The sequence below is a fragment of the Pseudomonas frederiksbergensis genome (assembly GCF_003732665.1).
Lineage (GTDB): Bacteria > Pseudomonadota > Gammaproteobacteria > Pseudomonadales > Pseudomonadaceae > Aquipseudomonas > Aquipseudomonas frederiksbergensis_G.
This window is the reverse complement of record NZ_MOBP01000025.1, coordinates 79,038-92,679: the sequence shown is the minus strand read 5'-3', so window position 1 is coordinate 92,679 and position 13,642 is coordinate 79,038. Positions and strand designations below refer to the sequence as shown.

Genomic DNA, 13,642 nt, shown 5'->3' with positions numbered 1-13,642 from the left:
TTACCTGCGCTTGATCAATGCCACGCGTTATCCTTGCGGCTTCTTGTACAGCTATAGTTTTTTGTATCGGGTCGGGAACTTGTCGGGGCCCGGTAATTACTCAAGCAAGAGACCGGCGATTTCGATCGACCGCCGACCCGCAATTTCATCCTTGAGAGCTCCTACTATGTCCGCCGATTCGTCCATCATTCTCGTCGTCGAAGACGATGCCATCGTCCGCATGCTGATCGTCGATGTGCTGGAGGAACTTGAATTCAAGGTGTTGGAGGCCGACGGCAGCGAACAGGCCCTGGAGTTTCTCAATGACGAAGACCAGCACATCGACCTGATGATGACCGACGTCGGCCTGCCGGTGATGGATGGCCGCGAACTGGCCGTCCAGGCACGGATGCTGCGCCCGGGGCTGCCGATCCTGTTTGCCAGCGGTTATGCAGAAAGCATCGAGGCGCCGCCAGACATGCACGTCATCGGCAAACCGTTCTCGATTGATCAACTGCGCGACAAGGTCAAGAAAATATTGGCCTGAAGCTATTTGTTGTATCAGCTGTCGAGCCCCAGCGCGGCTGCGTTCGGCGGCGAAGCCGTCGCAAACCCTACACAAACGGTCAACCTGACACAACGCATCACCCGATTTTACGACGGCTACGCCGCCGAACGCAGGCTTCGCCAGCCGCTACCCCTGTCAACTACTGACAATAGATGAACCCCGACAAACAGGCAGCGACAAAGTAATTAAACTTTGCCGCTGTCCTGCTTAACTAACCGACACAACTTTCACACCAAACCCAGGTAAATACACATCCATTTATAGAAACCAACTTGAAGCCCTCTCACAAACTAACCACTATCCAGCAAGGAACAAACACCCACTAAGAAACCATGAGTACTACCGTGACTATCCCAACTATCAACACCACCACTCGTTATTCTTTCGGCGCCAGCCTGCATGCAAGAACACAGCGCAATGCAGCCGACAAGTTCGAAAGAGACTTGATCATCGACAAACTCCAGGACGCTATTCTCCAACCTGCCGAGCATCAATTGATTGATTGGAGTGAACACAGCATTGATTTGAAACCAGGCTCCTCGCTGTATCAATTGCACATGCTCGGCAGCGCCCTGTTGAATAAACTCGTCGCTGAACCTTTCATCCAGCAACTGAGCGTTCAATTGTTTCGCCAGCCGCTCATCGAAGCCTTCGTGAACAGCGATGGCAGCCTGTTTATCCGGGGTGACGCCTGGGAGCCGATCACAGAGCAGGTTAACCGCCGTGCCTCGACTCAGTCGCAGTTGAAATGCCTGACTGACATTGCGGCACAAACCGGCGGCATCGTCTCCACCACCCAGAACGTGGAAGTTTCCCAATGGATGAAGTTTCATGATTTAACGCCACCCACCACTCGACAACAAAACAAAAACCTCCTTTATTTCCTGACATTTGAAATGCCTTCGGCTGATTACCTGGGCCAATACTGGAGCCAACTATTTACCACTGAGCCGGGCGCCGCCGTATTAAGCAGCGAACAACAGGCGAAGATCCGCACGATAACCTCCACCCTCCTGCCGCCCAAGAAAAAGTTGCTCGACAAGTTGCACGAAGACTTATTGAACAGTCGTCAGGTCAATGCGGATGAGGCCGGCGACTTGATCAAATCGCTGGTCAGTCATCCAACTTCGCGAACCCTGGCGAAGCGATACATTGATGCACTGGGCTGGTACGGCGCTAATACCAATGAACCCTCGAATGACGAAGACCTCGATCAGTTGCTGATCACCGCGATTTTATTGGATCTGCAGCCCGCGACAGGTGCACAAGACCCACTGGGCAGTTTCGATCTTTATTCACCGGATAACGTCGACCTGCCGCATTTCCTGGTTCGTGAGCAACTGCAAGCCTATCTGGTCAACAACCAGCGGGTCACCGCCCGTGCCGCCCCCCTGGCGGCGCACCTGCTGCTGGCCCATGTCGCGCCGGAGTTCCTGGTCAAGCAACTGCCCTCCTCCCCGCTATTGGGCTCGATTGGCTGGGTTACATTCAGCCGCACCGTCGCGCTGATCGAATCGCAAACCCAGGGCACGACGCGTTTGATGACCTTCGCCCAAGTGATGGAATACGCCGGCTTCGACACCATCGGTGTCTATCAGGAAAAGCTCAGTGGCCTGGCAGCCATCAACCCGATCATCGACTGGGCGCTGGTAAACAAAGTGATCACCCATCAGGCGTGGCAACAGTCGAGCGCCAACGCCTTGCAGCAAGCGACGTCCGCCTATCAGGCCTTCCTGGAGCAACTGAACCAGGCCGCCACCGCATTCAGCACGCCAGCGCCCAGTCGCCGGGCGCTGGCCCTGGCGCAACTGGAAAAAATCCTGCCGGACTGTGATTACCTGGAGAAAGAGTTTTTGACCCATGCCGGGACGTCCTGGCAGTACCAGGCAGCCGTGCCCTTTGCCGGTGGTGACCTGTTTCAGAACGTGAAGATGTCGATGGTTGAATTGCACATGTCCGGCGACCTGGCGCGTCAGGAATGGAACGACCCTTCGGCTGATCTGTTTAAAAAACACCCGACGCTATTAGCCGAGCTGAAGACGTTGTCCGTGGATTACGAAACACCGGTACGTGATTACGAGGTGCAGCTTAATAACGCACTGATCACCAACCTGAAGCTGGCATTGGCGCAATTGGATGAGGACGATCAAAAAAACCTGTTACACAGTGAGATCACCCTTTATTCCGTGCGTGCCTCGGCGGCGTTCGAAATAAAAGCGCCCACAGCCCTGAATGGCATGATCGGCGTGGACGTCCGGACCACCGTTGAACCCCCCGAATCCATAGAAGCCGCCACGGGTCATTACGGTGTCGTCATGTGCGCTACGTACCGTGGACAAACGACGTGCTATGAACTCTTCAGTCTTCACGGCAAATGCCTGAAAAACCAGCGTCTTGGCGCGGCGATCAACGCTGCGGGGCTGGCCAGCATACCGTTGCGAGCCGACGTCGGGATTGAAGCGAAACAGTTACTGATACCGGCCCCGTTACATTCCATGCCCCTGGACATCAGCAACTACACCCACGGCAGCGTACCGAGCCGGCAAGTATTCAGTGATGTGGTTCTCGACAAAATTGGGGTGATGGCAGCGCCCGCATCGACGACCGAGCGTAAAAAAGGTGTCTATCAACGCTTCCACTATCCGCAATTCGAACGCATGGCCCAGTTCATCGCCCGGCGGCGTCCGCTCGCCACTCTCCAGGAGCTGAATGAAGTCGCCAAAGGACAAACCAAACTGGAAAAGCTGATCAGCAAACATGAAGAGCGTACCGAGTTCATGCTCAATCTGATCATCCCCTTCCGGGCTTGCATCATGGACCTGGCTTCCGGGGAGCGCGTGCGGGTCGCGCAAGGTGTGTTTGGCTGCATCATGGACGCCATTGCGGTGGTCGGCGGGATCGTCGGCGCGGCATCGAAGATCTCGGCCATCATGAGCCGGACCGTTTCCTCCTGCTCTCGAATCGCCAGCATTGCCAAACAACTGGTGGTTCTGGCCATCGGCACCTTCAATCCGCTCGACGGCTTGAAGGGCTACGCGAAGCTGTTCTTTAAAGGGGGGTTGCGCCTGAACAGGATCGGCATCGAGGTGGCGACGAAGGCCCGCACGCAGATCCATCGGCTGACCAACATGGCGGACTCCTATGACCTGGTCAAAGCGTCGAAACGTACCGATCTGTCGCAAGGCACCTGGATCCCCAAAGACAGCAGCGACGCCACCAACGTGTGGGCCTGCCGCAGCAGCAACAACCAATGGCATGCGCTCAACCGCTTCGGCCGGCCGTGGGGCGAATCGTTGAAGAACTTCCGTCGGATGGGTGAGATCCGCTTGCCGCGCCTGGATAAACAACTGCCATCGCTCTACACCCGCACATTGGTTGAAAACGCGTTGTCGACCGCCCGCCTGAAAGTGGACGCTGCCACTCGGGTACTGTCCCAGGCGAATAAAAAAGTCGATGTGGACAAACTGGTCGACTTATTGCTCGGCAGTGGCCCGATCGAAGCCGTCAATACTGTACTGATGGCGCAAAAGTCGTATTACAGCGCCGTAGGCACGCACAACTTCCTGTTGGAAGACGAAGACACTGACGACGATATGCTCACTTTTAACTTCGCCGAGTTTGAGGCGTGGAAAAACGCGGGCCTGCTCAAGTCAGAGAAAAAGATCATCAAGATTGTTTGTGCGGACCTCAACGAACGCTTTTGCGAGAACAATCTGAACGAAGGCGTTATCGCCGATGACTTGCTTCGAGCGCTGTTCCACGCGGGCCGGGGCGTCGTTGACTTGAGTATTGCGCTGCCACTGACGAGCAACGACACGCGCTATCAACGGGTGGATGTCGCACCGCTGCTGAACCTGGCCAACGGGCAACTTGCGATCGCTGACGAAGGCGTTCCGGCCCGCTACCACGACCGCAACCAGGCCCGGAACAACGCCGACTCCTGGGCCGTGCTGACGTCGTTGCTGAGTCAACTGGAGACCGATCCGGCGACCTTTGCCGAGAACCTGTCGGCCATGAGTGCCGCGCTGCAAGCCGCTCGCCGGGGCGTAATCACCCGGCCGGTGCCAATTTATTTGAACAGGGTCTAAGCACCCGTTTTTCTGAAACTTACTAAACTTTGAACGGATTCAAAATGAATAACACAAGTCGCCGAACTGTGGCCGAGCGATCTCTATCGCGCCCCATTAATACTTCTTACAAACTGCTCGATCCAACAAGCAGCAATGACAGTGAACGACAGGAAGTTATCAGCCGATTGAAAACCCTGTTGGCTGAAGACAACACACAATCCGCGTCCTCCTGGACAATGCCGCTTATTTCTCTGGAACGCGATTCCAGCCTTGAAAGCTCAATGGTGCCCGGCATCGAACTGTTGAAGCGAATGATCAAGAAAGACGCGTTTCAACGGATCTTGAGCAGACAGCGGTTATCCGAAGACGCGCTGTTTCAAGTTGCGGAGGCCGGTCGCATCACCGCACTGAGCGCAAACTTCAGCTACGACCTGACCAACCGTACCAAGCTTGATCCCGAACTCAACGACGACCTGCAAATCCTCGCAGAAATGGCGGCGGAACTGGGTGGCGCGGTGACACTCGACGACCGGGTCAGCCTGACGCAATGGCTCAGGTTCCACGAACATGCCGTCCCGAAAACCGCCGAAGAGATCCAACGTCTCATTACGTTGCTGGAATTGCGCCTGCCGAACAGTCCGCTACTGGGTAATTATTGGGACATGCTCTCGGTAGCCACCGACAGCCCGGTCAGCCTAGGCGATACCCAGCGCCGCCAAATCAGAGCCTTGACCCACGATTACACCCAGGGGCGAGGAAAGTTACTGGATCATCTGTCGCAAGTCGCCCTGGGGTGGCGGATCACGACCCTTAACCCATCCAACGCCGATGAATTCTTGCAGACACTTGCGTCCCATTTCATCGCCACTTCATGGGCCGAAGGCTATATCAAGGAACTTCAGTGGTATGGCGCATCAAGCGATGAGCCGATATCCGATGTGTACAGGCAGCAAGTTATGCTGACAGCGGTGCTCATGGACTTACACCCGTCCATTGGCGAAGAGGAACCTCGCAATCATGTCGCCGGGTTTAATCTCTACGCCACTGAACATGTTGAACACTCTTTCGCTGCCGTCCGGACAGCGCTGGAAAGTCATCTGGTTGCCAAGGCAGGCGTTAGCGAACAGACCGCACCTCTCGCGGCCCATTTACTGCTAGCCGGCGCCGCGCCCGAATTCCTGGTCAAAGACGTGCCCCAGACCCTGCTGCTGGGCACACCGCAATGGGTCGAGTTTTGTCGGACGGTGGCGATGGTGGAATTCAATGCGCCGGGCTCTTCGCGCCAGATGACGTATGCACACATCAGAAAACTGGCAAATATTGACTGGACGAATGAAGCGCTGACAACCCTCAACAGCGTCCTCGCCATCGATCCCATGCTCGACTGGGCCCTGCTCAACGGCATTATCACGCTGGCCGACGTGCAGAATGCCCACACTGCGGCCATCGCCACTGCGACCTCCGCTTATGAAAAACACCTTGGGCTCCTTGCCGACGTCCAGACCCAATTGTCGACCCCCTTCCCCACACGACGGGATATCGCCTTAAGACTGCTGAAAGTTGCAGCCCCTGATTGCGATTTTGTCGAAGATGAAATTCTACGCAAGAGGAGCCCACACGCACCGCGCCCGGGATTTGCGACATCAGAGCCGATGTCGTTGGTAGAGTTGCTGATGGCCAATGAACTTGGCTCCCGCGAATGGAATACTGCGGATAACAGCCTCTATGACATTTATCCGTTTATAAACAATGAAACCCACCGGTTGAAACCCGAGTTCGATCGCTTGTTCAATCGGGTTCATACCCAGTTCTCGGAGGCCATGACCAGCAGTTTCAAACTGGCTTTTGCAACACTGCCACCGCTTGATCGCCAGCGATTGTTACAAGGACAGGTGACGTTATTCACCGTCCGGCCATCCGTCGCGGTCATCCCCTTGCCAGACAATACATTCACCTTAAACCCGTTCAAGTTAGTCACACGCACCGTCGTTGAGCTTACCCAACTGGGTTACAAGGAAAACCAAGCCGACAAAGATGCCGCGACCGGACGTTATGGTGTAGTGATCGGTGCTTATTTCGAGAATAAGTTGTACTGCTACGAATTGTTCACACTGCACGGCGTCTGCCGCGAAAATCCCGCGCTCGCCGAACTGATCAGCCATAACGATTTGTTGAATCAGGCTCCACGCACAGATTTCTCTGGAAGTGCAAACCGCTACGATTCTCCCTCTGCAACCTATCGTTTACCGACTGATATTGAGTGCTATACCCACGGCGTAAACCCCGGCATCCAGCCCACCAGCATTGGTGTGATTGAAAAGCTCGCGGTTCTTCCAGCCGCCCACGCCCCCCGACAAACCCGCAGTTATTACCACAGTTTTTACAATGGCGAGTTCAACGAACTGGCCGCGTTCATTCAGAAGCACCGCCCACTTGCGACCTATGACGAGCTGTTAAAAGAGTGCTGGGGACAGACCAAACTGGAGAGGTTGCGGGCCGAGTTCGACGGCGTTGTCGACACAGTGCTCAACGTCATTGTTCCGTTCAAGTCGTGTATCCAGGACATCCTTTCGGACGATCCGGACCGTCGGACTGAGGGTTGGGTGTCGTGCACTATTGAAGCGGCCATGACACTTCTGTTGGTGGTCGGCGCGGTCGTCAAGGTTGTCGCTATCGCAGCCAAAACCGCTTCCGTCGCTGCGAAGGCTGCCAGCATGGCGAGAGTGGGCGTCGGTTTGTTGAACAGCGTGTTCAACCCACTGGACGGCATACCCAGCCTGGTGCGCAAGGGCGTGAAGGTGCTGAAGCTCAAGAAACTGGGCACCAACGTTCTGGACAACGCCACGTTTCAACTGCGCAAGCTCACCGGCAGCGCGCAATCCTATGATTTGATCGAAGCCGCCAAACGTGCAGACACCGGCCTGGGAACCTGGCGTCCATTGGCGTCGTCGACGGACTCACTCATCGTCGTGGCCACACGCCACAACGACCAATGGTACGCGTTGAATCGTGTTGGCCAGCCTATAGGGCCAAAACTGAAAAACTTTCGTTTCCTGAACGCGCTCCGCTTGCCCGGTTTGCATAAAGTCATGCCAGCGGCCTACACCCGCAAGTTGCTTCAGGATGCGTTGCCGATTGCCCGAACAAAAGTGGATGACGCCATCAGGGTAATGACTGACGTTGCATCGGACCATGATTCAGGTGTGGCCCTGAAACTGCTCATGGGGGATCACTCCGCCGAGGGTCGGAGAAAATTTCTGACCGCCCTGCAGGATGTCAAAAAGGACCTGGCGAAGATCACGCCAAACAACTACGAACTCGACACCTACACCAAGACTGACAGCCTGGCCGCGCTCAATCCGGTTGCCTACAAAGAGTGGAAGAATGCCAGTGACACCGAAGCCTCTCGAAAAAAATTCATGCGGATTTATTCGGACAACTTCAATTGGCAATATCGCAAGGAGGGATTCACGCCCACCGTTCCGGCAGATGATCTGATTCATGAAGTATTCCACGGAGCACCCGACACACTGGACCACGCTTACGCCCTTACGCCGGTATCAGGTCGAATCGGCAACCACCAACGCTTGGACGTTAAGCGATTGATGAATCTGGCTTCTGGTCACTTCCGTGACAACGACCTCAAGTTGCTGGATAAGACGCAGGCCTTTGACAATGCCGACTCGTTTGCCGTGACCACCTCCTTGTTGAGCCAAGCTTCCAGCAACCATCTTCTGTTTCTTGAAAACATCGCCACCTTGAAGAAGGAGACCGAAAGAGCTCGCGGTGGCTACATTGGCTGGGAGGTGTTGTTGAGCTTCAACCCGGTTTGATCAACGGCCCCATTGGCAGGGGCATCTGTGCGCAGGGCTGTGGTTTAATCGCGCTCTTTTTTTCATCGCCCTGCGCCCTCATCAGGAATGCCCCATGAGCCTGCCTCCCCTCAAAGTCCTGGTCATTGGTTACGTCTGGCCCGAACCCCGCTCTTCGGCGGCCAGCGGGCACGTCATGCAAATTCTTGAAACGTTTCTGCAGCAAGGCTGGGACATCACATTCAGTAGCCCGGCGGGCGTCGGCGAACACAAGGCCGACCTCGCTGCGCTGGGCATTCGGGAATGCGCAATCGAGCTCAATAACAGCAGTTTCGACACGTTTATCTGCGAATTGGCTCCGGATATCGTGCTGTTCGATCAGTTCATGATGGAAGAGCAATTCGGCTGGCGCGTCGAGAAACACTGCCCCGATGCCTTGCGTGTGCTGGAGACGTCCGACCTGCAAAGCCTGCGGCACGCCCGACACCAGCGCCTCAAGGATCGCTTGAAAGCCATTGCCGACGAAAACGACTTCAGGGATTTGTTCGCCCCGGCGTTGCGCGAGGAATTCGAATTGATGGCCAGTACCGACCTGGCCAAACGCGAGATTGCCGCGCTGTATCGCTGCGACCTGAACCTGATGATTTCGCCAGTGGAAATCGAGCTGCTGGTCGAGCAATTCAAACTGCCCCGAGACTTGCTGCACCTGTGCCCGTTGATGCCTCCCCTGCCAACGGCGGCCCATGTGCCATTTGAAGATCGCGCGCACTTTCTCAGCATCGGCAACTTCCGCCACGCGCCGAACTGGGACGCCGTACTGTGGATGAAAACCGCTGTCTGGCCGTTGATTCGCCAGCAATTGCCCGGTGCGCAGTTGCATCTGTATGGCGCTTACACCCCGCCCAAAGCCACGGCCCTGCACAACCCTGCTCAAGGGTTTCACGTAATGAATTGGGCTGAAGATGCGTTGCAAGTGATGTCGGCGGCCAGAATCTGCCTGGCACCGCTGCGATTTGGCGCAGGGATCAAGGGCAAGATTGTCGACGCGATGCTCTGCGGCACGCCCAACGTCACCACGCCGATGGGCGCCGAAGGCATGAGCGACGGGTTGCCATGGCCCGGGGTTATTGGCGAGTCGGCCGAAGCCATCGCCGCCGCAGCGGTTACGTTGTACCAGGACAAGGCGTTGTGGACAGAAGCGCAAAACCGTGGTGATCGGTTGCTCGCGGCCCAATACAGCCAATCGGTGCACGGTCCGACCCTGATCCAGCGCTTGCAAGCCTGTCGTCTTGACCTGGCCGAACGGCGTCGCGACAACTTCACCGGCGCCATGCTTCGCCATCACGCGCATAAAAGTACGCAGTACATGGCCCAATGGATCGAGGCGAAAAATCGTCTTGTCGGGTCAGACGTTTCCGATTCTCGCGGGTGATAAACGACCTTAACCAAGTGGCGCAAGGCTATATTTTTGTGGATGTTTCCAGGCGTTGATAAACATCGCCGTGGCTTCTAGGCTCTTGGGCATGAGGTGATTTTCCACGAAACCTCGCCCCCAGGATGGGGAGACGAGCCCCAGGCAGGAGCCTTGAAACATGACCTACAGCCCTACTGCAAATGTCGATAAACAACGCTGGATGAGCACCGTCACCGACGTCGACCGGTTGAAACTCATCGATCTGATCTGGCCCGGCGCGCACAACGCCGGGATGGACAAGAAAGCTCCCAACTACGAAGTCATCATTGGCAACTGGACCACGTGCCAGAACGATTCGTTTGCCTGGCAACTGGCCAACGGCGCCCGGGCGCTCGATCTGCGCCTGGGTTACACGCCGGGTTCGCCCAAGGGTACGTTCTACTTCCATCACAACGGCTACCAGTCCTATCGGGTGCTGGAAGAGCTGATCGATGCGGTGAATGCCTTTCTGGAGCGCAACCCGGATGAATTCATCGTGTTGGACTTTCATCAGTTGGGCGACGGTGAAAAGCACTTTGACTACCGGCAATTCAATGACTTGCTGGTGCAGCGCCTCGGGCATCGGGCCATTTCGCCCGATGACGAAGAGAAAACCATCGGCGAACTGAAAGCGGCGAGCAGCCAGAAACGCGTCGTCCTCGCCTCCCGCGCTTCAATAGAACTGGACATGGATTACTTCTGGGGCACCACGCCCCATCGCTGGAGCGGCAGTCGACTGACGGGTGTCGACGATCTGCGCCGGCATATCGACACGACCCTCGCCACCCCGCGTTTCGGCTCCTACCTGTGGTCACTGGCCGCCACCAGCTATACCTTCCTCGGCGGGCCGATGGACATCAAGCAGCACATCAACGAATGGTTTCACCCACACCGGGACTGGATCAGCCAGTGCAGCATCATCAGTACCGACTTTTTCGATGAGTCGCAGATCGTCGGTTATTGCTGGATGGCTAACAGCATGAAAGCGGTAAGTCAGCAGGCTTGAGCGCTGAGCGCTGGCGTAATCGGCCGGGAAAGAGGCATCATCAAAGGGCAATAACAAAAAAAGTGCCCTGCCATGAGCCGATCTGCCCGCATTACCGATCCTTCCTATGAGTTGATGGACGACCACAACGGGTTGTCCATCATCTATCGCCAGCATGGTTTTCCGTGCCCGCTGGTGCGCTGGCATTTTCACAAGGAATACGAACTGCACCTGATCGTCGCCAGTTCCGGCAAGGTGTTTATCGGCGACTACATCGGCAACTTCTACCCGGAGTCGCTGTTCCTGACCGGCCCCAACCTGCCGCACAACTGGATCAGCCAGGTCGCGGAAGACGAAGTGGTGCCCAAGCGCGACATGCTGGTCAACTTCACCGATGAGTTGTTCGACAGCGGCCACCTGGTGTTTGCCGAACTCAAGACCCTGGCGCCGTTGCTGGAACGTGCGCAGTACGGCATCGAGTTTCGCTGCAAGCGCACCATCCGCCAGGCCATGACGCTGATGCAGCGCATCGCCGACAGCAAAGGCGTAACCCGGCTAGGGCACTTTTTCATTCTGCTGGAATTGCTCGCGGCGTCGGATGATTACCAATTGCTGTCGGGGGCCACGACCTCGCAACTGGCGGATGAACACAGCATCGACCGCACCAACCGTGCGGTGGATTACATCTTTGCCCACTACGCCCGGGAGCTGCCCCTGGAGGAAGTCGCCGATCATCTCGGGATGAAGCCGACCTATTTCAGCCGCGTGTTCAAGCAGGCCACCGGGCGCTGCTTCATCGAATTCGTCAATCGCCTGCGCATCAGCAAATCCTGCGAGCTGCTGGCCGATGGCGACAAACCGGTGACCGATGTGTGTTTCGAATCGGGCTTCAACAATATTTCCAACTTCAACCGGCGGTTTCAGCAACTCAAGGGCATGACCCCTTCCCATTACCGCCGGCTGGCGGTGCAGCGCTTGACCGAACAAAACCTCGGTTAAACGCTTTTTGTAGGAGCGAGGCTTGCCCGCGAAGGCGCTGCGTCAGACAAATCGCCTTCGCGGGCAAGCCTCGCTCCTACAGGTTCCCACCCGTTTCAAATCCAAAACCAATACGGATTCAATACCGGCCAATCGCCAGATAACCGTTCCTTACGCCTCTCCTTCCAAACCCCAGTGCAAAAAAGTATCGAAATAAGTGCGACGGATGATTTGTCACATCTGCAATTGAAGGCTGTAATCAGTGCACATTCTTCCTGCCCTTCGGAAGACACAAAAACAATAACCGTCCTTCTGGCCCCGCCGGGTACAGAAAAGGAGTGCACGATGCAACCTTCTGTAAAAGCTCTGCTTGCCCTCACCTGCATGACCCTTAGCAGCGTCAGCCTCGGCGCTCAGACCCTGACCATCGCCACCGTCAACAACAGCGACATGATTCGCATGCAAAAGCTCTCGAAAACTTTCGAGACCGAGCATCCGGACATCAAGCTCAATTGGGTGGTGCTCGAAGAAAACGTCCTGCGCCAACGCCTGACTACTGACATCGCCACCCAGGGCGGCCAGTTCGACGTGCTGACCATCGGCATGTACGAAGCTGCACTCTGGGGCGCCAAAGGTTGGCTGGAACCGATGAAGGACCTGCCAGCCAGTTACGCCCTCGACGACGTGTTCCCTTCGGTGCGTGAAGGCCTGTCGGTCAAGGGCTCGCTGTACGCCCTGCCGTTCTACGCCGAAAGTTCGATCACCTATTATCGCACCGACCTGTTCAAGGACGCCGGGCTGACCATGCCTGAGCACCCGACCTGGACCCAAATCAGCGAATTCGCTGAAAAACTCACCAACAAGGACAAAGAACAGTACGGCATCTGCCTGCGTGGCAAGGCTGGCTGGGGCGAGAACATGGCGCTGATCACCACGGTCGCCAACTCGTTTGGCGCACGCTGGTTCGATGAGAAGTGGCAACCGGAATTCACCGGGCCTGAGTGGAAGAACGCGCTGAACTTCTACGTCGACACCATGAAGAAATCCGGCCCGCCCGGTGCTTCAAGCAACGGCTTCAACGAAAACCTGGCGCTGTTCAACAGCGGCAAGTGCGCGATCTGGGTCGATGCCAGCGTCGCCGGTTCGTTCGTTACCGACAAGACCCAGAGTAAGGTCAGCGAGCACGTCGGCTTTACCTACGCGCCCCACGAAACCACCGATAAGGGCTCGGCCTGGTTGTATTCCTGGGCGCTGGCGATCCCGACCAGTTCCAAGGCCAAGGACGCGGCGAAAACCTTCAGCGCCTGGGCCACTTCCAAGGAGTACGGCGCACTGGTCGCCGAGAAAGACGGCATCGCCAACGTACCGCCGGGCACCCGAGCCTCTACCTACAGCGACGCCTACATGAAAGCCGCGCCGTTCGCCAAAGTGACCCTCGAGTCGCTGAAAGTCGCCGATCCGAAGAACCCGAGCGCCAAGCCTGTGCCGTACATCGGCATCCAGTTGGTGACCATTCCTGAATTCCAGGGCATCGGCACCCAGGTCGGCAAGTCGTTCTCGGCGGCATTGATCGGCCAGACCACGGTCGACCAGGCCCTGGCTGCCGCCCAGCAAACCACCGAACGTGAGATGAAGCGCGCCGGTTATCCCAAGTAACCCGCGCCCTCTGTAGGAGCGAGGCTTGCCCGCGAAAGCGGTGTGTCAGACAAGCCGCCTTCGCGGGCAAGCCTCGCTCCTACAGTTGATCTTCACCTGCCTGTTCTTAATTGGTTCTCTCGCCATGAATATTTCAACTGC

At 56.5% G+C, this 13,642-nt stretch carries 7 protein-coding genes; all 7 read left to right on the top strand.

Annotated elements, in window-relative coordinates:
• Positions 1–166: 166 nt before the first annotated feature.
• The 7 genes from BK665_RS32160 (at position 167) to BK665_RS32130 (ending at position 13,501) form a co-directional block, all read left to right on the top strand.
• Positions 167–526: a response regulator gene (locus BK665_RS32160; RefSeq protein ID WP_123410490.1), complete on the top strand. Its 360-nt coding sequence runs from the start codon at positions 167–169 to the stop codon at positions 524–526.
• A gap of 365 nt (positions 527–891) precedes the next feature.
• Entirely contained in the window at positions 892–4,635 is a 3,744-nt protein-coding gene (locus BK665_RS32155) for a hypothetical protein (protein WP_148053267.1), read from the top strand.
• A 44-nt stretch (positions 4,636–4,679) separates the two neighbouring features.
• Positions 4,680–8,450 (top strand): hypothetical protein, encoded by a 3,771-nt coding sequence (locus tag BK665_RS32150; protein ID WP_148053266.1) that lies wholly within the window; start codon positions 4,680–4,682, stop codon positions 8,448–8,450.
• Between the two features lie 94 nt (positions 8,451–8,544).
• Positions 8,545–9,861 carry a glycosyltransferase gene (locus BK665_RS32145; RefSeq protein WP_123410487.1) on the top strand — a complete coding sequence of 439 codons (1,317 nt, stop codon included), beginning with the start codon at positions 8,545–8,547 and terminating at the stop codon, positions 9,859–9,861.
• 160 nt (positions 9,862–10,021) lie between these two features.
• A complete protein-coding gene (locus BK665_RS32140; protein WP_123410486.1) occupies positions 10,022–10,888 on the top strand; it encodes a phosphatidylinositol-specific phospholipase C domain-containing protein in 867 nt (288 codons plus the stop codon).
• Between the two features lie 72 nt (positions 10,889–10,960).
• The gene (locus BK665_RS32135) at positions 10,961–11,866 is read left to right on the top strand and encodes an AraC family transcriptional regulator (RefSeq protein ID WP_123410485.1); all 906 of its coding nucleotides are present in this window, start codon (positions 10,961–10,963) and stop codon (positions 11,864–11,866) included.
• A 324-nt stretch (positions 11,867–12,190) separates the two neighbouring features.
• Positions 12,191–13,501 (top strand): ABC transporter substrate-binding protein, encoded by a 1,311-nt coding sequence (locus BK665_RS32130; RefSeq protein WP_123410484.1) that lies wholly within the window; start codon positions 12,191–12,193, stop codon positions 13,499–13,501.
• The last annotated feature ends 141 nt before the right edge of the window (positions 13,502–13,642 follow it).